The 21,152-nt window shown below is 70.7% G+C and carries 15 protein-coding genes; 9 read left to right on the top strand and 6 right to left on the bottom strand.

Going from position 1 to position 21,152, the window contains the following annotated elements:
• The first annotated feature begins 87 nt into the window (after positions 1 to 87).
• Positions 88 to 1,425, top strand: a complete 1,338-nt coding sequence (locus DFR69_RS04630) for a putative glycoside hydrolase (RefSeq protein ID WP_244198092.1) — start codon at positions 88 to 90, stop codon at positions 1,423 to 1,425.
• A gap of 7 nt (positions 1,426 to 1,432) precedes the next feature.
• Here the strand turns inward: DFR69_RS04630 and DFR69_RS04625 are convergent, their stop codons facing one another.
• The 4 genes from DFR69_RS04625 to DFR69_RS04610 all read right to left on the bottom strand — a co-directional run bounded on the left by DFR69_RS04625 (position 1,433) and on the right by DFR69_RS04610 (position 5,468).
• Positions 1,433 to 1,795: a SpoIIAA family protein gene (locus DFR69_RS04625; RefSeq protein ID WP_110036197.1), complete on the bottom strand. Its 363-nt coding sequence runs from the start codon at positions 1,793 to 1,795 to the stop codon at positions 1,433 to 1,435.
• A gap of 81 nt (positions 1,796 to 1,876) precedes the next feature.
• Positions 1,877 to 3,130 (bottom strand): glycosyltransferase family 4 protein, encoded by a 1,254-nt coding sequence (locus DFR69_RS04620; protein ID WP_110036196.1) that lies wholly within the window; start codon positions 3,128 to 3,130, stop codon positions 1,877 to 1,879.
• 8 nt (positions 3,131 to 3,138) lie between these two features.
• Positions 3,139 to 4,683, bottom strand: coding sequence for a 1,4-alpha-glucan branching protein domain-containing protein (locus DFR69_RS04615; protein ID WP_110036195.1), 1,545 nt, complete (start codon positions 4,681 to 4,683; stop codon positions 3,139 to 3,141).
• A complete protein-coding gene (locus DFR69_RS04610) occupies positions 4,680 to 5,468 on the bottom strand; it encodes a class I SAM-dependent methyltransferase (RefSeq protein ID WP_110036194.1) in 789 nt (262 codons plus the stop codon). Before DFR69_RS04610 ends, DFR69_RS04615 begins: the two co-directional genes overlap by 4 nt.
• Before the next feature lie 184 nt (positions 5,469 to 5,652).
• Here DFR69_RS04610 and DFR69_RS04605 point away from each other — a divergent pair, with 184 nt between their 5' ends.
• The 4 genes from DFR69_RS04605 (at position 5,653) to DFR69_RS04590 (ending at position 9,351) form a co-directional block, all read left to right on the top strand.
• Positions 5,653 to 6,438: an electron transfer flavoprotein subunit beta/FixA family protein gene (locus DFR69_RS04605; RefSeq protein WP_110036193.1), complete on the top strand. Its 786-nt coding sequence runs from the start codon at positions 5,653 to 5,655 to the stop codon at positions 6,436 to 6,438.
• A 36-nt stretch (positions 6,439 to 6,474) separates the two neighbouring features.
• Positions 6,475 to 7,431: an electron transfer flavoprotein subunit alpha/FixB family protein gene (locus tag DFR69_RS04600; protein ID WP_110036192.1), complete on the top strand. Its 957-nt coding sequence runs from the start codon at positions 6,475 to 6,477 to the stop codon at positions 7,429 to 7,431.
• A gap of 134 nt (positions 7,432 to 7,565) precedes the next feature.
• On the top strand, positions 7,566 to 8,219 hold the full coding sequence (locus tag DFR69_RS04595; protein ID WP_110036191.1) for a Uma2 family endonuclease: 654 nt from the start codon (positions 7,566 to 7,568) through the stop codon (positions 8,217 to 8,219).
• Between the two features lie 148 nt (positions 8,220 to 8,367).
• A complete protein-coding gene (locus tag DFR69_RS04590) occupies positions 8,368 to 9,351 on the top strand; it encodes an aminoglycoside phosphotransferase family protein (RefSeq protein ID WP_244198091.1) in 984 nt (327 codons plus the stop codon).
• Positions 9,352 to 9,387: 36 nt separating this feature from the next.
• On the opposite strand, the gene DFR69_RS04585 is transcribed toward DFR69_RS04590, so the two are convergent.
• A complete protein-coding gene (locus DFR69_RS04585) occupies positions 9,388 to 10,242 on the bottom strand; it encodes a LysR family transcriptional regulator (protein WP_110036189.1) in 855 nt (284 codons plus the stop codon).
• A gap of 134 nt (positions 10,243 to 10,376) precedes the next feature.
• On the opposite strand from DFR69_RS04585, the gene DFR69_RS04580 reads away from it, so the two are divergent.
• The 4 genes from DFR69_RS04580 (at position 10,377) to DFR69_RS04565 (ending at position 20,167) form a co-directional block, all read left to right on the top strand.
• Positions 10,377 to 11,651 (top strand): NAD(P)/FAD-dependent oxidoreductase, encoded by a 1,275-nt coding sequence (locus DFR69_RS04580; RefSeq protein WP_110036810.1) that lies wholly within the window; start codon positions 10,377 to 10,379, stop codon positions 11,649 to 11,651.
• Between the two features lie 197 nt (positions 11,652 to 11,848).
• The gene (locus DFR69_RS04575; RefSeq protein ID WP_110036809.1) at positions 11,849 to 12,667 is read left to right on the top strand and encodes a GNAT family N-acetyltransferase; all 819 of its coding nucleotides are present in this window, start codon (positions 11,849 to 11,851) and stop codon (positions 12,665 to 12,667) included.
• A 5-nt stretch (positions 12,668 to 12,672) separates the two neighbouring features.
• Positions 12,673 to 13,620 carry a lysophospholipid acyltransferase family protein gene (locus DFR69_RS04570; RefSeq protein ID WP_110036188.1) on the top strand — a complete coding sequence of 316 codons (948 nt, stop codon included), beginning with the start codon at positions 12,673 to 12,675 and terminating at the stop codon, positions 13,618 to 13,620.
• 433 nt (positions 13,621 to 14,053) lie between these two features.
• Positions 14,054 to 20,167 (top strand): non-ribosomal peptide synthetase, encoded by a 6,114-nt coding sequence (locus DFR69_RS04565; RefSeq protein WP_146229191.1) that lies wholly within the window; start codon positions 14,054 to 14,056, stop codon positions 20,165 to 20,167.
• Between the two features lie 42 nt (positions 20,168 to 20,209).
• On the opposite strand, the gene DFR69_RS04560 is transcribed toward DFR69_RS04565, so the two are convergent.
• Entirely contained in the window at positions 20,210 to 21,061 is an 852-nt protein-coding gene (locus tag DFR69_RS04560) for a 3-hydroxybutyryl-CoA dehydrogenase (protein ID WP_110036186.1), read from the bottom strand.
• Positions 21,062 to 21,152: the final 91 nt, after the last annotated feature.

Here is a 21,152-nt window from a genome sequence, read left to right as displayed (position 1 = left end):
TTCCCTCGATCTTGCGATTACCGGTGGACCCCGCACGCTACTGCGCCATAGTGGCCTGGCGAACCGTAGTGGAAGTTGGTGTGGGCGTTGGGATTGCGTATCCAGTCGAGGGATCGGACGCGGTGGGCGACGATCGGCGGGGGCGCTGTCCTCGCCGTCGTGATCGTCGCGCTGCTGGCCGGATTCGCGTTGACCAGATCCGGTAGCACGCCCACCGCCGACACCACGCCCCCGGAACTGCGGGTGCTCGCGCCCGAACCGGTGTCCTCCTATCGTGCGCCGATCGTGGTGCGCGGCACGGCGATCGATGCGGTGCGCGTGTCCGTCGGGGACGAGTCCGTGACGCCCGCCGCGGACGGGGCCTTCGAATTCTCGGTGCCGTGGGCGCCTGCCGTCGAGGTCGTCGCGGTCGACGCGGCGGGTAATCGGAGCGGCGCGATCGCGGTGACGGGGTTCGCGTTGCCACGGCTGCGCGCCGTGCACGTCACCGCGCACGCCTGGTCGCACGAGGGATTGCGCGAGGGCGTGCTCGCCATGGCGCGCGAGGGGCGCATCGATACCGTGCAGCTCGACATCAAGGACGAGGACGGCGTCGTCGGATACGACTCGCAGGTGCCGCTCGCCCGCGAATCCGGCGCTGTCGCGGCCATTTACGACGCTCCGGCCGCTTTGCGTCAGCTGCACGACCTCGGGGTGCGGGTGGTGGGACGGATCGTCGCGTTCCGCGATCCGACGGTGGCCGCATGGGCATGGCACAGCGGCAGGCCGGACTGGGTCGTCCAGAATCCGTCCGGCCAGCCCTATTCCAGCCACTACGGCCCGATCGCCTTCACCAATGTCGCTCAGCCCGAGGTGCGCCGCTACAACATCGATCTCGCGGTGGAAGCGGCCAGGCTCGGTTTCGACGGCATCATGTACGACTACGTCCGCCGCCCGGACGGCAGCCTGTCCAGCATGCGTTTCCCCGGACTCGCCGACACGCCCACCGACGCGGTCGCGGGTTTCGTCGCCGAGAGCCGCTACCCGGTCCACGCCGCGGGCGCGCACCTGAGCGCCGCCGTGTACGGCATCGCCGCCACCCGCCCCGACCAGATCGCCCAGGACATCCCCCGCATCGCCCGCCACGTCGACTACGTCGCCCCGATGGTCTACCCCTCACACTGGAACCCCGGCGAATACGGCGTCGCCAACCCCAACGCCCAGCCCTACGACATCACCCTCGCCTCCCTCCGCGACTTCCAGACCACCACCGCGACCACCGGCGCGAAGGTCGTCCCCTGGCTCCAGGACTTCACCCTCGGCGTCCCCTACGGCGACAACGAAGTCCGAGCCCAGATCGACGCCACCCGAGCCGCGGGCATCGACAGCTTCTTCCTCTGGAACGCCGCCACCCACTACCACCCCAACGGCATCCCACCCGCCTGATCGCCGCTCAAGCCACCCAGGCGATGGCGTCGGGTTCGGCGGTGACGGGGAAGACGCGGATTTCGGCGGGGATGAGGAAGGCGAAGAGGTGGACGGCTTCGCCGAGGGTTTTGTGGTCGGTGACCAGGGCTATGCGGCCCCAGGCGCTGCGGGGGACCTGGACGAGTTTCAGGTCCTGCCACATCGCGTCGAGGGAGTAGCGGTCGAAGTCGGGGCCGAGGACGTAGACGACGTTCACCGGCTGCTGGTGCTCGAGGGCGGACTCGATCGCGGGATTCAGCTGGGTGGTGTAGTCCTCGGCGGTGACGACGCCGGACGCGCGGAAACCGATCGTCGCGGCGGGCAGGTCGGGGATCGGTGTCAAAGGCATGAGGCGACGGTAGGGCCGGACCGTCGGCGCGGCGTCATGCGTTGTGGGTGAATCCGGCGCGGGGAAGCGCCGAATCCGGTGCTACTTCGGGTCGCGCTCGGGCAGCGGGCGTTCGACGATGTCGGGGCGGCCGAGAGAGGTGCGGACGCGGCGCTTGGCGGCGGAGTACACCTGGGCGGTCTCGGCGGCGACCACGTCCCAGGCGAAGTCGGCGGTGAGCCGTTCGCGGGCGTTGAAGGCGCGGTCCTGGGCGGTGGCGGGATCGTCGAGGACGGCGCGGGCCGCGTCGACCAGGCCGTCGACATCGGCGGGTTCGAAGGAGGCGCCGGTGACACCGTCGATGACGGCCTCGCCCAGACCGCCCGCGGTGGAAGCGATCAGCGGCACGCCGGCGGCGGCGGCCTCGAGCGCGACGATCCCGAACGGCTCGTAGCGGCTCGGCAGCACGATGGCGTCGGCGCCGTGCAGCCAGCCGAGCAGTTCGGTGTGGCCGAGGCTGCCGACGAAGTTCACGGCCCTGGCGACGCGGTGCACCCTCGCGCGCTCACGCAACCACTCGAACTGGGTACCGACCCCGGCCACTGTCAGGGTGGTGCCGGGATGCGCGCGACGGATGCGGGGCAGTGCCGCGATCGCGTCCTGCACGCCCTTCTCGTACTCGAGCCGTCCCACGTACAGCAGCTTCGGCGGCCCGCTGCGCGGCGCGCGCGGCCGGAAGGTCCACGCGCCGACGTCGATGCCGTTGCGGATCACCGTGATCGGCGAGAGCTCGGGCCCGTAGAGCCGTTCCACCTCGTCCTGCATGGAGGTCGAGCAGGTGATGAGCTGATCGGCCTCGTTGCACAGCCACCACTCCACCGAGTGGACCTGCTTGTTGACCCGCCCCGACACCCAGCCGCTGTGCCTGCCCGCCTCGGTGGCGTGGATGGTCGCCACCAGCGGCACGTCGTAGAACTCGGCCAGCGCGATCGAGGGGTGCGCGACGAGCCAGTCGTGCGCGTGCACCACGTCCGGGGTCCAGCCCTCGCCCACGCCCGGCTTGCCCAGCGCGACACCGGCCCGCACCATCGCGTGCCCCATCGCCAGGGTCCAGGCGAGCATGTCCTCGCCGAAGTCGAAGCAGGGCGGGTCCTCGGCGACGGCGACGACGAGCACACCGTCGGCGACATAGGAGTGTGTGGGATGGGTGAGCGAGTCGGTGCCCGTGGGCCTGCGCGCCAGCACGACCACCTCGTGCCCGGCCGCGGCCAGTTCCACGGCCAGGTGGTGCACGTGCCGACCGAGCCCGCCGACCACGACCGGCGGGTACTCCCACGACACCATCAAAATCTTCATGCGAATCCTTAAGGGGCGGCCGACGGGACAGCCGTCGGCAACCGCCGCGCGTCCAGACCAGGGAAGAATCCGTCGGCCAGGCTCCATCCTGCCGCGAGACGGGTCGCTTTGGCGAACTGTCCGGCCCCGATGGCCTCGGCGAGTTCACGCACGGCGTGCGCGTGCTGGTGCGCGCGGTCGCGGGCGTACCCGGCGGCGGAGTCCTTGCTGACCATGAACGCCCAGTCGCTGGAGACGGTCAGGATCGCCTCGCGCAGCAATTGATCGGCCACCGGATCGCGCAGCGCGCCGTCGCGGCGGACCTTGTCCAGGGTGTCGAGCGCGAGCCGGACGACGTCGGCGTTGAGCGCCACGAGGTCGGCGACCTGGTCGCCCGCCCACACCCGCCAGTCCTTGCCCGAACCCCACGACGAGTCGTTGAGCTGCACGGGATCGCCCACGTACCCGTTGTCGCGGGCATCGGCGAGGGTGCCGACGGTGACGCCCGCCTCGGGCAGCGCGCGCAGCACCTGCTCGAGCCACTCGGGGCCCTCGTGCCACCAGTGCCCGAACAGTTCGGTGTCGAACGCGGCCACCACGAGGGCCGGTCGGCCGATCCGCGCCGACTCCTCGATGAGCCGGGTACGCACGGTCTCCACGAAGTCGGCGACGTCGCGGGTGATCGCGGTGGCGGCGAGCTCGGGATCGTAAGGGGCCTTGTCAGGTCCGGCGACGGTTTTGCCGGTGACGCGCGAGGGTTTGAGACCCGTCGCGTGGTCGTAGTGGTGGAAATCACGGTAGGCGCTCTGCCCGGGGTAGCCCTGTTTCGGCGACCAGACCCGGTAACTCACCTGCAGATCGCGGCCGAACGCGAGCACCTCGGAGTCGCGCACCGGCCTGCCGAGGGTGGTGTCGCCGCGCAGCGAGGGGCCGTCGACCATGAAATGCGTCACACCCGCGTCGTCGTAGCCGCGCTCCATGCCGGGGGTGTAGCCGCACTCGGGTGCCCAGATGCCGGTGGGCGTGGTGCCCCAGCGCTGCCGCGCGTCGGCCAGGCCCTCGGTGAGCTGGAACCGGCGCAGCCGCTCGTCCAGCAGCGGCTGGAACGGATGCGCCAGCGGGCCGCCGAGCAGCTCGATCGCGTCGGCGTCGATGAGCGAGCGCCACACCGGTGAGCCGCCGTGCCGCCAGTCGCGTTCGAATTCGGTCAAAGCCGTTGCGGCGAGCCGATGTTCGTGCCGGCCGAGGGCCACGTTGCCCGACATCGACGCCTCGTCGGCGCGCAGCTGCCAGTTGCCCAGCCAGTGGTGCATGCCGGCCAGGCAGTGCGGGTCGTCGAGCTGGGCGGCGAGCACGGGCGTGATGCCCAGGCTCAGCAGATGCGTACGGCCTTCGGCGGCAAGGTTTTTCAGCACTCGGACCACGGGCAGGTAGGAGGCGGCCCAGGACTGGTAGAGCCACTCCTCGCCGACCGGCCAGCGCCCGTGGTGGGCCAGCCAGGGCAGGTGGGAGTGCAGAACGAGCGTGAACTGGCCCGGCACGGCGCCGGACCGGGCGGAGCGGGAATCTGTCAACGCCGTGCCTTCTGCGCGATCGCGACCAGGTCCAGGCTCGCGTCGATGTCGCCTTCGCGCAGGTCGAAGTCGTCGATGGTCACGGCGGCGACGTCGGCGGTCAGGTCGGCGGGCCACGGCTCACCGGCCAGCGCGCGCTCGATCTGGGCGTCGATGAAGGACCCACCGTGCTTGGCGTCGAGCGCTTTCAGGCTCGCGCCGTGGTGCACGCCGAGCATCAGCTCGACGGTGAAGCCCGCCTCGACCAGCAGTTCGGTCAGCTCGGCGGCGTTGAGCTCGCGCGTGTGGAACGGGTTGAGCGGGGTGTCGCGGCCGGGGGAGAAGGTGATCCGGTTGGGGGTGCTGATCAGCAGCTGACCGCCGGGGCGGAGCACTCGCAGGCACTCCCGCAGGAACTGCGCCTGATCCCAAAGATGTTCGATCACTTGGAAATTCACCACGACGTCGACCGACTCGTCGTCGAGCGGGAGCGCGGCGAGGTTGCCCTGGATCATCTCCACCCGCGGGTAGCGCGCGCGCACGTGCGCGACGGCGCCCTCGTCGTAGTCGACGCCGACGACACGCGCGGCGACCCCGGCGATCATGTCGGCGCCGTAGCCCTCGCCCGAGCCCGCCTCGAGCACGGTCTTGCCGGTGCAACGATCGAGCAGGCGGGCATAGGCGATCTCGTGCCGACGGAACCAGTAGTTCTCCTCGGCGATGCCGGGCACGGTCCGCTCGCCGGTCAGCGGCAGTGGTTCATGTGTGGCGGCCACGGGTGCGGCAGGGATCACAGCCTCGCTCATTGCTCCGACGTTACTGGTACCGCCGGTTCGCGCAGGAGTCAGGGATCCCCTTGTCATGTAGGTTACCCACGAGTAACTTAGCGTAGGGTAGTGTTCCGCCCTGAGCAGTTTTCTCACACGGACGTACGGCCCAGCTCGTGCGGCCACCACACACGTGTACTCAGAAGGAGGTCGACGAAGACCGATGCCGAACATCGTCGTACTCATCAAGCAGGTCCCCGACACCTGGTCCGAGCGCAAGCTCACCGATGGTGACTTCACCCTCGACCGCGAGGCTGCCGACGCCGTCCTCGACGAGATCAACGAGCGCGCCGTCGAGGAGGCGCTGCTGATCAAGGAGGCGCAGGGCGGCGAGGTCACCGTGCTGGCCGCCGGTCCGGATCGCGCCACCGAGGCCATCCGCAAGGCGCTGTCCATGGGCGCCGACAAGGCCATCCACATCAACGACCCGGCGATCCACGGCTCCGACGCCGTGCAGACCGCGTGGGTGCTGGCCGGCGCGCTCGGCCAGGTCGAGGGTGTCGAGCTGGTCATCGCCGGTAACGAGGCCACCGACGGTCGCGCCGGTGCCGTGCCCGCGATCATCGCCGAGTACCTGGGCATCCCGCAGCTGACGCACCTGCGCAAGCTGACCGTCGACGGCGACAAGATCACCGGCGAGCGCGAGACCGACGAGGGCGTCTTCAAGCTCGAGGCGAACCTGCCCGCCATCGTCTCGGTGACCGAGAAGATCAACGAGCCGCGCTTCCCGTCCTTCAAGGGCATCATGGCCGCGAAGAAGAAGGAAGTCACCGTCTTCACGCTGGCCGATCTGGGCATCGACCCGTCGACCGTCGGTGTCGCCAACGCGGGCACCCAGGTCACCGGTTCCACCCCGAAGCCGCCGCGCACCGCGGGCGAGAAGATCGCGGACGAGGGCGAGGGCGGCAACCAGATCGCGTCGTACCTCATCGGTCAGAAGATCATCTGATCCGGCCGTCCGAGACTTCCCCAAGGAGAAAGAACAATGGCTGAAGTACTTGTGCTCGTCGAGCACGCCGACGGTGCCGTGAAGAAGGTCAGCACCGAACTGCTCACCGCCGCCCGCACCCTGGGCGAGCCCGCCGCCGTCGTCACCGGCCCGGCCGGTACCGCCGAGAAGCTGGCCTCCGCGCTGGCCGCCGCGGGCGCCGAGAAGATCTACGTCGCCGAGTCCGACGACGTCGACGGCTTCCTGGTCACCCCGAAGGTCGACGTGCTCGCCGGTCTGGTCGAGTCCGCCTCGCCCGCCGCCGTGCTGGTCGCCGCCACCGCCGAGGGCAAGGAGGTGTCGGGCCGCCTCGCCGCGCGCATCGGCTCCGGTCTGCTCGTCGACGTCATCGGCGTCAACGCCGACGGCTCGGCCGTGCACTCCATCTTCGGTGGCGCGTTCACCGTCGACGCCAAGGCCACCGGCGACGTGCCGGTGATCTCGATCCGTCCGGGCGCCATCGAGGCGGCCGCGCAGGCCGGTGCCGGCGAGCAGGTCACCGTGGCCGTGCCCGCGCAGGAAGAGGGCGTCGTCAAGGTCGTCTCCCGCGAGCCGATCGTCGCCGGTGACCGTCCGGAGCTCACCGAGGCCGGCATCGTCGTCTCCGGTGGCCGTGGTGTCGGTTCCGCCGACAACTTCTCGGTCGTCGAGGCGCTGGCCGACTCGCTCGGTGCCGCGGTCGGCGCCTCGCGTGCCGCCGTCGACTCGGGCTACTACCCGGGCCAGTTCCAGGTGGGTCAGACCGGTAAGACGGTCTCCCCGCAGCTCTACATCGCCCTGGGCATCTCCGGCGCCATCCAGCACCGCGCCGGCATGCAGACCTCGAAGACCATCGTCGCGGTCAACAAGGACGAAGAGGCCCCGATCTTCGAGATCGCGGACTACGGCATCGTGGGCGACCTGTTCAACGTCGCCCCGCAGCTGACCGAGGCCGTGAAGTCCCACAAGGGCTGATCGCTGCGGCGCTGAACGCGTAGGTGGCCCCGTCCGGTTCTCCGGACGGGGCCACTCACGTCTGGCGGTGGTCGGTGCCATATCCGGGTTCATTCGGAGCCCGCCCACGTGTCGCGCTCATTTATGATTGCGACATGTCCCTGCCCGGTATCGATCGTCCTGACCTGCCCGAATTCATGACGTGGGAGCAGTTGGCGGAACTTCCGGAGGAGATCGCCGAGCAGATCGAGCTGTGGGAGGGCAGGGTCGTCTGGTTACGGCGTGGCCCCGGCGAGCATCAGATCTTCACGCGCCGCCTGACCAATGCGCTGGAGCGGTCCGCGCGGGACGACATGACGGCACATCCCGACCGGTGCTGGGTGGCCAACCTCGAAACGAACGTCTTCCTCGGTGCGACCGGCAAATCGGATTTCGTCACCCCGGACTTCTTGGTCCACCGCTGCCTTGACGGCCCCTACCGCGATGTTCGTGCCGCCGACACCGTCATGGTCGGCGAAGTCCTGTCGCCATCGAATACCTCGGCCCTCATGCAGGCGAAACGAGCCCGCTACGCGGCGGCTGGGATCCCCTGGTACTGGGAGGTGATTCTGGAGCCGGACACCAGCGCGATCGCCGTCATTCAGGCGTACGGACTGGACACCGCTCCGGCGCGCCTGCCGCACGGGGTGAGTCCCCTGCACCCCGTCGACTACCGTCTTGTCGACGAGTGGATCAACGACGACGGCGCGGTGGTGGCGTTCCCCCAGCCCTTCTCGATCGAGATCCCCTGGTCCGCGCTCAGCTTCTGAGGGTGGCGCCCGTCATTACACTGCCCGCGTGGAAATCTTGTGGTGGGGGAGTCATCGCCGAAAAGCCTTCAGCGACGAGGGGATCGCCGGGGATCTCGTTCGCGGTGCGCCGGTTGACGTCACGAGGCAGCCTCGGCAGGGTGAGCGCATGACGCTGGGACGAATGCCGGTGGTGTTGCCCGCCGAGGTCGAGGACACCGTCCGGGAGGTCTTCGGTGAGCCGGGGGCGCGGTGGATCGAGGCACTGCCCGGGGTGGTCGCCGAGTTGGCCCGCCGGTGGGAACTGACGGAGTTCTCGGCGCCGTTCAGCGGCGGAACGCACGCCTATGTGGTGGCCGTACGGCGCGCGGACGGGTCGTGGGCGGTACTGAAGGTCCCGATGGTGGACGAGGAGAATCTCGCCGAGGCGAGCGCGCTGCACTGCTACGGCGGTGACGGCGCGGTCCGGCTGCTGGACTTCGATCCGGACAGTGGGGCGCTGTTGCTCGAATGGGCCAGGCCGGGAACGGAATTGCTGACTCAGCCGGGATTCCCGAGTCTCGAGGGCAGGCCGGAGAACCGCGACAAGGTGGCACTCGCGTGTGCCCTGTACCGCAGGCTGCGCCGTCCGGTGGTCGCGCTGCCGCCGAAGTTCCCTGCGTTCCCGCTCGCCACCGATCTCCCCGCCGGACTCCGCGAACGGCTCGGTGAACCGAATCATGAACTGGCACAGCTGCTCTCGACGCCCCTGCGGGACCTCGTCGAACACTGGTGTGGCGAACTGGCTGAACCCGACGGCCCGCCGCTGATCGTCAACCGCGACACCCACCTCGGCAATATCGTTGCCGCCGAACGGGAACCGTGGCTGCTGATCGATCCGAAACCCTGCCTCGGTGAGGCGGCGTTCGACGCGGGCTTCCTGCTCATGATCCAGGTGCAGTCCGACCCCACCCGCGAGCACGCGGACGCAGTCGTGCCCATCACCGCCGCGGCGCTCGGCGTCGATCCCGTCCGCGCCCGCGGCTGGGCGCTGGTCCGCGCGGTCGAGGAGATGACCTGGGCGATCGAGGACGAGGACCCCGAGATGCTCGCCCTGCACACCGCGGTCGCCTACGCCCTCGCCGACCTCCCGTTCGCCGACCGACCGCAATGACCGTCCGGTCACGCTGAGCACCCGGCCGGCCCACCGTCATCGCCGGTGCAATGCGTCCAGCAGCGTCTTCACGATCGGATTCTGGCGCCCGTCCTCGCGCAGCACGGCCGAGACCGGGATCCGGAGGCGGTGATCGGTGAGGTCGAGCGTGAGCAGACCTCGGGTCGGCCCCTCGTAGAGGATCGTCCAGGACTCCGGCCGGTTGAGCAGCTCCATCGTGGCGGTGTGATCGGGCGGGATCGGCGGGCCGAAGGTCGGGCCGGTCGGGAGGTCGGCGAAGGCGGAGCGGATCAGGGTGTGCAACAGCACCTGTTCCTGCTCGGGCGGAAGCAGCAGGGGATAGGGCGCCAGATCGGCGAGGGTCACCGCGCCGCGCCCGGCCAGGGGGTGACTGCTCGAGATCGCGATCACCAGATCCTCGACCCACAGCTGTTCCACCGCCAGGCCGGGCTGCTCGACGCTGCCGCGGATCAGCGCCAGGTCGCAGTCGCCGTCGGCCACCGCGGTGATCCGCTGCCGGAACGGTTTGATCACGTACTCGATCTCGGCGTCGGGGTGCGCGGCCCTGGCGGCGGCGATGGCCGAGAGCGAGCGCGCCGCGAACGACATGTTGGCGGCCAGTCGCACGCGCGGGCCGGTGGTGCGCACCGCCGCGCGGATCGCCGACTCGAGGCTGAGCATCTGCTTGGCCAGCGGGAGTAGGCGCAGGGTCGCGTCGGTGGGGACGACGGCCCTGGTGGTGCGCTCGAACAACTGGGCGCCGAGGTCACGTTCCAGTCGCGCGATCTGGTGGCTGATCGCGGATTGGGAGATGAAGCAGCGGCTCGCGGCGCGGCTGAAACTGAGCTCCTCACAGACCGCGACGAAGTAGGCCAGCTGGCGAAGTTCCACCAGGTCCCTCCTATTTATTAGTCATACAGATAAGAGTCATCTTCAGTATGCGCCCAAACACTGGAAACATCTACGTTCCGCATCGCGTTTACTCATATGAAAGGACTCATTACCCGATCTTGGAGCGCGCGATCATGGAACACACGGATGTCGTCATCGTCGGTTCGGGCTTCGGCGGACTCGCCGCTGCCAAGCAACTGAGCAAGTCACGAATCAACTACGTCCTGATCTCGAGCACGCCCGAGCACCTCTTCCAGCCCCTGCTCTACCAGGTCGCGACCGGGGTGCTCGCCTCGGAGGAGATCGCCCCGCCGATCAAGAACATCCTGCGCCGCCACGAAGGCGCCGACGTGCGACTCGGCAAGGTGACCGGGATCGACGCCGAGGCCGCCGTCCTCACCTACGAGACCGCCGAGGGTACCCGCCAGATCAGCTACGGATCGCTGATCGCGGCCACCGGCGCCAGCCAGAGCTACTTCGGTCGCGACGACTTCGCGGAGAAGACCTTCTCGCTCAAGACCATCGACGACGCCCAGCGCCTGCGCGACCAGATCGCCTCGGTGTTCGCCGCCGCCGAGCATGCCGACGCGGCCACCAGGCAGAAGCTGCTCAGCTTCGTCGTGGTCGGCGCGGGCGCGACCGGTGTCGAGGTGGCGGGCCAGATCAAGGAGCTCGCCAAGCGCCACTTCCACCAGGAGGTGTCGGTGACGCTGGTCGAGGGCGCCGGCGAGGTCCTGCCGCCGTTCGGCGGCGGACTCTCGGAGTACGCCAAGCGCTCGCTCACCGACAGCGGCGTCGAGGTGCTGCTCGGCACCTTCGTCACCGACATCGACGAGGGCAAGGTGACCGTGCGCGACCGCGACGGCATCGAGCGCGGCATCGCCGCCGAGACCGTGGTGTGGTCGGCGGGCGTGCAGGTCGGCGGGTTCGCGAAGCTGCTGGCCGAGGCCACCGGCGCCGAGACCGACCGCGCGGGCCGCATCCTGATCAACCCGGACCTGACCGTCGGCGGCCACGCCGACATCTACGCGATCGGCGACATGACCTCGCTCAACGGCTACCCGGGGCAGTCGCCGGTGGCCATGCAGGAGGGCCGCCACGCCGCCGACATCATCCGCCGCAAGAAGGACGCGGGCACCCCCTTCGTCTACTGGGACAAGGGCAGCATGGCGGTGATCAGCCGGTTCAGCGCGGTGGTGAAGCTCAACGAGCGCATCACCTTCCGCGGCACCATCGCCTGGGGGATGTGGCTGGCGGTGCACCTGCTGTACCTGGTGGGCTTCCGCAACCGCTTCGCCGCGGTGGCCTCGTGGCTGGTCGCCTTCCTCGGCACCGGCCGCCCCGGCTTCGCGGAGGTCCGCAAGGCCGCCCCGGCCCGCGACCGCGAATCATTGCCGCAAGCGGCTTGATCCGCCCCGACCCAACGGCCCGCCGGTGTTCCGGCGGGCCGTTCGCTGTCGTGGAAACAGCAAGTCCGCAGGTCGGCGAACGGTTCGCGGCCGGGTGGTGAACGGCAGGTGTGACCGAAGTCTCGTTCACCGAACCGGCATCGCGTCGACACTTCGCGGTCAGCCCGATGCCGATTCGGGCTGGCTTCATCAGGACCATGACAATTTCGTCCGTGTTGACCGCGCCGGCGCCGGACTCCGGGGTGGGGAAGTCTCGTTACTCGCTGGTCGTCGCGTCCGACGCCGAGCACCGGGAAGCCGCGCAGCGCTTGCGCTTCCAGGTCTTCGCGTCCGAGCCGGGATTCCAGATGCCCGACAACGGTACCGGCCTCGACGCCGACCGGTTCGACGAGCACTGCGATCACCTGCTCGTCCGTGACGAGTTCACCGAACAGTTCGTCGGCTGCTACCGGATGTTGCCGCCGGACAAGGTCGCCGCCGCGGGCGGGTACTACACCGCGACCGAATTCGATCTCGCCCAGCTCGATCCCGAGGGCCACCGGATCGTCGAGATGGGCCGGGCCTGCGTGGTGCCCGATCACCGCAACGGCTCGGTGCTCACCCTCATGTGGGCGGGCATCCTGCACTACATCCAGCTCACCGGCTACGACTGGGTGATGGGCTGTGTGTCGGTGCCCATGCAGGACGGCCCCGAGGACCCCGCCGGGGTCAATGTCCGCGGCGTGCGCGACCTGCTGCTCGGCCGCCACGCGTGCGATCCGGAGCGCCGCGTGCACCCCTACAACCCGGTCGTCGTCGACGGCCTGTCCCTCGACCAGCTGACCCCGCCGAGCCGCCCCAAGCTACCGCCGCTGCTGCGCGGGTACCTGCGGCTGGGCGCCGAGATCTGCGGCGAGCCGGCCCACGACCCCGACTTCGCGGTCGCCGACTTCGTCGCCCTGCTCGGCCTGGAAACCATCAACACCCGGTATCTGGAGCGGCTGCAGAGCGCGGCCGCCAATTTCGACGGGAAGTAACCGCCATGGTGTTCGACGCGCCGCCCGCCCCCCACTCGCACTCGTGGATGCCGTCGAGCCCCTGTGGTTCCGGCTGCATCGAACCGATCGACCAGGTCGGCACCGCCAGGATGTTCGCCCGCCTGGCCGGTGTGCTCGGACTCGTGCTCACCTTCCCGGTGCTCACCGCCGCGACCCCGAGGTCGCGCCGGGAGAACCTGCAGCGCCGCTACGCCAGGGCCGCGCTCGGCTGCCTCGGCATGCGCCTGCGCATCGTGGACAACCGCCCCCCGGAGCAGGTGTCGGCGGCCGGCTTCGCCGATTCCGGCACCGCGGTGATGGTGGTGACCGGCCACATCGGCTGGGCCGATGTAGTGGCGTTGGCGGCCGTGCAGCCGTGCAGTTTCGTGGCCCGCGCCGACATGGTCGAATGGCCGGTGCTCGGCAAGCTCGCCCAGCTCACCAAGGTGATCCCGATCGAGCGCGCCCGGCTGCGGGAACTGCCCGGCGTGGTCGGCCAGGTGGCGGGGCGGCTCGCCGAGGGCAACCGGATCGCGGTGTTCCCCGAGGGGACCACCTGGTGCGGGCGCGCCTACGGTTCGATGCGGCCGGCCATGTTCCAGGCCGCGATCGACACCACCACCCCCGTGCAGCCGGTCCGGCTGCGCTACCTCGACCGGCACGGAACGCCGTGTACCGTCCCCGGTTTCGTCGGCGAGGACACCTTCGCCGATTCGGCCGAGCGGGTGCTGCGCAGCAAGGGCATGGTTGTCGAGATCGTGCTGGAACCACACGAGCACCCCGGACTCGACCGCCGCGATCTGGCCCGCCGGTGCGAGGCGGCCGTGCGCGGCACCGACCGCTCCCGGCACGGCGTGCTCGACACCGAATGGATCGAGGCGGGTTCCACCCGCGTACAGGATCCGTCGGTGGATCAGCGGATCCCCGAGGCCGCCACGGCTACTGCCTGGTAATCGACAACAATTCGCAACCCTCCGGACCGGAGACCGCGTGACGTGGTCTCCGGTCTTTTCGCTTTCCGTGGAGTTAGCCGGAAATTCGCAGGTCATCGGCGGGGGCGTGGCAGCGCCGAAATGTGAAAAGCAACCGTCCGCTCGCGAGGTCGTTTCCCCTGCGTAAGAGGTGTCTATGACCTGGATTACATACTGAGCGGTTGGCTATACCCAATCCGTGGGATGTCAAACCTTCGAATTGCCCATGCGCCGAAATTGATGAGATATTTCCGGTACCGTCACGCAGGATTTTCCCGATACCCCGGTAGAGCCGAGAGTCCCGGCGACGTTCGAACAGGGCGAATGCCTGGGTTCTCCATGGTGAAGGGAAGCGTTACCGGTGTCCGAGCAAGCTTCTGGCGTCCGCCCTCCTGCCGTGCGCCGGGTGCGCCGCGTGTCCGGCGCTACCCTGCCCCGACTGCTGATGGCCGCCGTCGAGCGCGCCCCCGAATCGACGGCCCTCACCCACGCCGGACTGTCGTTCACCTACACCGAACTCGACCAGCAGTCCTCGCAGCTGGCCCGCGTGCTGATCGGGCGTGGCGTCGGTCCCGGCGACCGGGTCGTGCTCGCCCTGCCCAGGTCGACGGACGCCGTCGTCGCGCTGTGGGCGGTGGCCAAGACCGGCGCCGCGTTCGTCCCGGTCGATCCGCGCTACCCGGCCGAGCGGGTGGCCCACATGCTCGCCGATTCCGGCGCCGGGTTCGGCGTCGCACTGGCCGCCGACGCCGCCCGGCTGGACGCGGGACTGCGCTGGTTGGCCCTGGACTCCGCCTCGTGCCGCGAGGAGCTGGCCCTGGTCTCGGACGCGCCGCTGGCCGCGGCCGACCGCACGCGCAGGCTCTTCGGCGACGACATCGCCTACGTCATCTACACCTCCGGCTCGACCGGTGTGCCGAAGGGCGTCGCCGTCACTCACACCGGCCTGGCCGGGCTGTGCGCCGAGCAGGTCCGCCGGTTCGGCATCACCGGCGCCGCGCGCACCCTGCACTTCGCCTCGCCCAGCTTCGACGCCAGCATCCTCGAGCTGCTGCTCGCCGTCGGCGCCAGCTCGACGATGGTCATCGCGCCGCCCGACATCTACGGCGGCGACGAGCTGACCGAGCTGCTGCGCGCCGAACGGGTGACGCACGCTTTCATCACCCCCGCCGCGCTGGCCGGAGTCGACGGATCGGGGCTGCCCGACCTGGCCGCGATCGTCGTCGGCGGCGAGGCCTGCCCGCCCGATCTGATCGCGCGCTGGTCGCCGGGCCGGCGGTTCTACAACCTCTACGGCCCCACCGAGACCACGGTGGCGGCCTCCATCAGCGACCCGCTCGCCCCCGGTGATCAGATCACCATCGGCGCCCCCATCCCCGGCATGACGGCCCGGGTCCTCGACGCCCGGCTGCGCCCGGTGCCCGACCGGGTGCCCGGCGAGCTGTACCTGACCGGGCCGGGGACCGCGCGCGGCTACCATGCGCGCGCGGGGCTCACCGCGGCGCGCTTCGTCGCCGACCCGCTCGGCGAGGGCCGCCTCTACCGCACCGGCGACCTCGTGAAGTGGGACCGCGCGCCCGGCGGCGAACCGCAGCTGGTCTTCCTCGGGCGCACCGACGCCCAGGTGAAGCTGCGCGGCTTCCGCATCGAACTGGGCGAGATCGACGCGGTGCTCGGGTCCGACGAGTCCGTGCGCGTGGCCACCACGCTGGTGCGCACCCTGCCCAGCGGCGCCGACGCCCTCGTCGCCTACGTCGTGCCCGCCCCCGGCGCCACCGTCGATCCGGCGGCGCTCACGGCACTGGCCCGGCGGCGGCTGCCGCAGCACGCGGTTCCGGCGGCGATCGTGCCGATCGAGCGGCTGCCGCTGACCCCGGTCGGCAAGCTCGACCACCGGGCGCTGCCGGAGCCGGAGCTCACCGCCCGCGTCGTCGAAGCGCCCCGCGGCGACACCGAGGAAGCGGTGGCCGCGGTCTTCGCAGAGCTGCTCGGCGAAGACCGGATCGGCCGCGCCGACGACTTCTTCGCCCTCGGCGGCAACTCCCTGCTCGCCACCCAGCTGGCCGGGCGCCTCGGCGCGGTGACCGGCGCGCGGGTGCCCGCCCGCACGGTCTTCGAACACGGGACCGTGGCGGCGCTGGCCGACGCGCTCGACGCCCTCGTCGGCGACGCGGCCGCGCGCCTCCCGCTGACCCGGCGCGAGCGCGGCGAGCGGGTGCCGCTGTCCCTCGCCCAGCAGCGCATGTGGTTCATGGCGCGCCTCGACCCCGATTCCAGCGCGTACAACATCCCCGTCGCCCTGCGCCTGTCCGGCCCGCTCGACACCGCCGCGCTGACCGCCGCCCTCGACGACGTCCTCGACCGGCACGAGGTGCTGCGCACCGTGTACCCCGAGCGCGACGGCCAGGGCTACCAGCGGGTGCTGCCGGTGGCCGAGGCGGGCATCGACGTGGCCGTCACCGCGATCGCCGAGCGCGAGCTGCGCGGCGAGCTGGCCCGGCTCACGCTCGGCGGCTTCGACGTGTGCGCGCGAGTGCCGGTGCGCGCCAAGGTGTTCCAGCTGTCGCCGACCGAGCACGTGCTGGCGGTGGTGGTGCACCACATCGCCACCGACGGCTTCTCGCTCGGCCCCCTCACCCGCGACCTGATGACCGCCTACCTCGCCCGCGTCGGCGGCGCGGCCCCGGACTGGGCGCCGCTGCCGGTGCAATACGCCGACTACACGCTCTGGCAGCACGAGATGCTCGGCGCCGCGGAGGATCCCGACTCGCTGCTGGCGACCCAGCTCGGCTACTGGCGCGAGGAACTCGCCGGGGCGCCCACCCTGCTGGAGCTGCCCACCGATCATCCGCGTCCGCCGGTCGCGGGCAGTCGGGGCGCCGCCGCGCACTTCGCGCTCGACGCCGATCTGCACCGGGCGCTGGAGAGTCTCGCGCGCGAGCACAACGCCTCGCTGTTCATGGTGCTGCGGACGGCCCTGTCGGTGCTGCTCGCCCGGCTGGCCGGCACCGACGACGTCACGGTCGGCGCTCCCGTCGCGGGCCGTGGCGAGCCCGAACTCGACGACCTGGTCGGCATGTTCGTCAACACGGTGGTGCTGCGCACCCGCGTCGACGCCGCAGAGCCCTTCGCAGCCCTGCTGAGCCGGGTCCGCGAGACCGACCTGGCCGCCTTCGCCAACGCCGACGTGCCGTTCGAACGCCTTGTCGCCGAACTGGATCCGCCGCGCACCCAGGCCCACCACCCGCTGTACCAGGTGGCGCTGTCGCTGCAGAACTTCGGCGGCGTCCGGCTGGAACTGCCCGATCTGGTGGTGTCGGCGGTCGACCTCGGCGACGAGGTGGCCCCGGTGGACCTGCAGCTGACCGTCGTCCCGCACGAGGACGCCACCGGACCGGCGGGACTGCGCTGCTCGTGGCGCTACGCCGCCGACCTGTTCGACAGCTCGACCGTCGCCGCGCTCGGCCTGCGCCTGGGCGCCCTGCTCGAAGCGGCCGTCGCGGCGCCGCACCGGCCCGTCGGCGACCTGCCGATCCTGCTCGACGGCGAGCTGGTCGAACCGGCCGGCGCGCTGTGCCCGGTACCGGACCCGACGCTGCTCGACGCCTTCCGCGCGCAGGCGCTGCGCCGCCCGGACGCGCCCGCGGTCACCTTCGGCGACCGCACCCTCGGCTACGCGGAGCTGGCGAGCCGGGTGAACCGGTTGGCGCGCTTGCTGATCGCCACCGGCGTCGGTCCCGGCTCGACGGTCGCGGTGGGGATCAAGCCGTCGATCGATCTGGTGGTCGCGATGTACGCGGTGTTCGCCGCGGGCGGCGCCTACGTGCCGATCGACCCGGACTCGCCCGCCGAACGCCGGGCCGACATCCTGGCCGCGGCCGGTCCCGTCTGCCTGCTGACCACCGCGGCCGACGCCGTCACGGCCGACGGATTGCCGGTCGTCTCGGTGGATCTGGTCGCGGATTCCGGTGCGCTGTCGGCCTTCTCGGACGCCTGGGTCACCGACGCCGATCGGCCGCGCCCGCTGCGCGCGCTGGATCTGGCGTACGTGATCTTCACGTCGGGCTCGACCGGCAAGCCCAAGGGCGTCGGGGTGCCGCACGCGGCGATCGTCAACCAGGCGGCGTTCATGGTCGGCGAATACGGGGTGGGGGAGAACGACACCGTCCTGCAGTCGATTCCGTTCACCTTCGACGCGTCGATGATCGGGTTCGCGACGCCGCTCCGGGCGGGCGCGCACATGGTCGTGGCCGCCGCGCACGGCCTCACCGACCCCGCCTACCTGGCCGACCTCATCGCCCGGCACCGCGTCACCGGCACCACGATCGTGCCGTCGGTGTTGCAGATGCTGCTCGCCGACGCCCCGGAGGGCGCGCTGCGCTCGGTGCGCGCGGTGTGGGTCGGCGGTGAGCCGCTGCCCAACGCCACCATCGCCCGCTTCGCCGCCGCCACCGCGGGCAGGCTGCACAACCTGTACGGGCCCACGGAGGCCACTGTCTCGATCACCGGCGCCGACGTGACCGAGGTGGGTGCCGGCGTCGTCCCGATCGGTAAGCCGCACTGGAACTCTCGCGCCTACGTGCTGGACGCCCGGCTGCGCCCGGTGCCCGCGGGCACGCCCGGCGAGCTGTATCTGGCCGGTGCGCAGCTGGCCCGCGGATACCTCGGGAGCCCGGACAAGACGACCGAGCGCTTCGTCGCCGATCCGTTCGCCGACGGCGGTGAACGCATGTACCGCACCGGCGATCTCGTGCGCAGGCTGCCCGGCGGGGACCTGACCTACCTGGGCCGCACCGACGTCCAGCTCAAGCTGCACGGTCTGCGGATCGAGCCGGGCGAGATCGAGGCCGCCCTGCGCACCCATCCCACCGTCGCGGGCGCGGCGGTCGCGGTGCACCACGAGCAGCTGATCGGCTACCTCGTCCCGGTGGCAGGCGCGACGATCGACCTCGCCGACGTGCACGCCGCGATCCGTACCCTGTTGCCGCCGTACATGATTCCGCACCGGCTGCTGGTGCTCGACGAGTTCCCGCTCGGCGCCACCGGCAAGCTCGACCGCAAGGCGCTGCCCGCCCCTGCCGTCGAGGTGCGCGAGTACCGCGCGCCGGCCACCGCCGACGAGCGCGTCGTGGCCGAGGTGATCGCCGAGGTGCTCGGGCGCGACCGGGTCGGCCGCGACGACGACTTCTTTGTCCTCGGCGGCACCTCGCTCTCGGCCATCCGGGTTCGCGCGGCGCTGGCCGAACGACTCGACCTCGAGGTGCCGCTGCGTCTGCTGTTCAGTTATCCGCTGGTCAGCGATCTGGCGCTGGCCGTGCGCGACGAATCTTCGGCTGCGGCGAGCGGGCCCGACCCCGCCGCCGACGCGATCCTCGACGCGTCGATCGATCCCACCGGGTGCGCGCCCGCGCGTCCCGGCGACCCGGCGACGGTGTTGCTCACCGGCGCCACCGGTTTCCTCGGCAGCTTCCTGCTGCGCGAGCTGCTCGAGCAGACCGGCGCCGTCGTCCACTGCCTCGTGCGCGCCACCGACGACGCGGGCGCGGTGGATCGCGTCGTGCGCACCGCCGCGAGCTACGCCATCGACCTGCGCCCCTACGCGGACCGGATCGTCGGCGTCCCAGGCGATCTCGCGCGGCCCCGGCTCGGACTCGACCCGGCGCGCTTCGCCGAACTGGCCACCGGGATCGACGCGATCTACCACAACGGCGCGCTGGTCAATCACCTCGAGCCGTACGCCAGGATGCGCGACGCCAATGTCGGCGGCACCACCGAGGTGCTGCGCCTGGCCACCACCACCCGGCTCAAGCCGATCCACTACGTGTCCACGCTGTCGGTGCTGGCGGGGATTCCGCAGGCCGACGGTGTGCCCGCCGGGCTACCCGGCTACGCGATGACGAAGTGGGTCGCCGAACAGCTCGTGCACACCGCGATCGAGCGCGGCGTTCCCCTCGCCGTGTACCGGCCGGGCCTGATCACCGGTGACTCGCGCACCGGCGTCGCACCGGCCGAGGACGCCTGGTGGACCATGCTGCGCGCCATGCTGGTGCTCGGCGTCGCCGTCGACGTGCGCGCGGTCGGCATCGAGATGGCGCCCGTCGACCATGTCGCGGCGGGCATCGTCGGCCGTTCCCGCGATGCGGGAGCACTGGGCACCATCTATCGCGCGGCGGGTGCGCAGGTGCCGCTGCAGGTGGTCTACGAGGAGATCGTGCGCAGGCACTACCGCTTCGATTTCATCGACCCGATGGAATTCGGCCTCGCGCTCACCACCGCGGCCGAACGCGTCGACGCCGACCCGATCCTGGCGCGTGCCTCGGCGCTGAGCGGCAACTACGCGGCCGCCATCGCCAAGGCCGACCCGGCCACGGTCCTGAGCGCCGTCGAAGCGGCCGCGCCCACCGAGCCGTTCCGCGGCGTCCCGATCGAACTGCCCCCGGTCGACGCCACGGTCATCAGTCGCTACTTCGACCACTACATCGACACCGGGTTCTTCCCGGCTCCCGGGGGCAGCCTCACCCCGGCGTGACCCGATCCCGCGGGAGCCGGTCGACGGCTCCCGCGGCCGGACTCACTTGGCGTAGTCGTAGAAGCCGCGGCCGGACTTGCGGCCGAGGCGGCCCGCGTCGACCATGCGGCGCAGCAGGGCGGGCGGGGCGAGGTGCGGCTCGGCGAACTCGGCGTAGAGCGATTCCGAGGCCGCCAGGGCGATGTCGAGGCCGACGGTGTCGAGGAGGGTGAGCGGGCCCATCGGGTAGCCGCAGCCGCCCTTCATGGCCGCGTCGATGTCCTCGGCGGTGGCGTAGCCCGACTCCAGCATCCGGATCGCGGAACACAGGTAGGGGATGAGCAGCGCGTTGACGATGAAGCCGGAGCGGTCGCCCGCCTGCACGGTCATCTTGCCCAGGGTGTTCTTGGCGTAGTCGGTGACGGCCGCGGCCGCCTCCGGCGCGGTGACCAGGGTCGAGATGATCTCGACCAGCGGCATCACCGGCACCGGGTTGAAGAAGTGCACGCCGACGACCCGCTCGGGGCGCTGGGTCGCGCCGGCGACCTTGATCACCGGGATCGAGGAGGTGTTGGTGGCGAGGATGCCCTCGGGCTTCACGATCTTGTCGAGCTTGCCGAAGATCTCGTACTTCAGCGACTCGATCTCCGGCGCGGCCTCGATGACCAGGTCACGGTCGGCGAACTCGTCCATGTCCAGGGTGACGCGCACGCGCGCGATGGCGGCGTCGGCCTCTTCCTGGGTGATCTTGCCGCGGGCGACGCCCTTGCCGATCGATCCGGCGATGCGCTGCTGCGCGGCGTCGGCGAACTCCTGCTTGGTCTCCAGCACGAGGACCGAGCTCCCCGCCTTGGCGCACACCTCGGCGATTCCCGCGCCCATCGTGCCGCCACCGATTACACCGATCAACTCCACTGGAGAACTCCCAACATCGCATTACCCTGGCTGTCCCGGGGATTATTTCACCCGGGCTGGCACTCAGTGCCACAGGCTGCCGGAACGGGCG

Origin of the sequence: Nocardia neocaledoniensis, from assembly GCF_003182135.1 — a bacterium.
Lineage (GTDB): Bacteria > Actinomycetota > Actinomycetes > Mycobacteriales > Mycobacteriaceae > Nocardia > Nocardia neocaledoniensis.
The sequence above is the reverse complement of the archived record's forward strand: the minus strand, read 5'-3'. Positions and strand labels throughout refer to the sequence as shown.

Coding starts and splice junctions, on each gene's coding strand:
- DFR69_RS04600 (WP_110036192.1), top strand. CDS start 6,475: ATGGCTGAAGTACTTGTGCTCGTCGAGCACGCCGACGGTGCCGTGAAG.
- DFR69_RS04620 (WP_110036196.1), bottom strand. CDS start 3,130: ATGAAGATTTTGATGGTGTCGTGGGAGTACCCGCCGGTCGTGGTCGGC.
- DFR69_RS04590 (WP_244198091.1), top strand. CDS start 8,368: ATGACGCTGGGACGAATGCCGGTGGTGTTGCCCGCCGAGGTCGAGGAC.
- DFR69_RS04570 (WP_110036188.1), top strand. CDS start 12,673: ATGGTGTTCGACGCGCCGCCCGCCCCCCACTCGCACTCGTGGATGCCG.
- DFR69_RS04625 (WP_110036197.1), bottom strand. CDS start 1,795: ATGCCTTTGACACCGATCCCCGACCTGCCCGCCGCGACGATCGGTTTC.
- DFR69_RS04575 (WP_110036809.1), top strand. CDS start 11,849: ATGACAATTTCGTCCGTGTTGACCGCGCCGGCGCCGGACTCCGGGGTG.
- DFR69_RS04605 (WP_110036193.1), top strand. CDS start 5,653: ATGCCGAACATCGTCGTACTCATCAAGCAGGTCCCCGACACCTGGTCC.
- DFR69_RS04580 (WP_110036810.1), top strand. CDS start 10,377: ATGGAACACACGGATGTCGTCATCGTCGGTTCGGGCTTCGGCGGACTC.
- DFR69_RS04610 (WP_110036194.1), bottom strand. CDS start 5,468: ATGAGCGAGGCTGTGATCCCTGCCGCACCCGTGGCCGCCACACATGAA.
- DFR69_RS04595 (WP_110036191.1), top strand. CDS start 7,566: ATGTCCCTGCCCGGTATCGATCGTCCTGACCTGCCCGAATTCATGACG.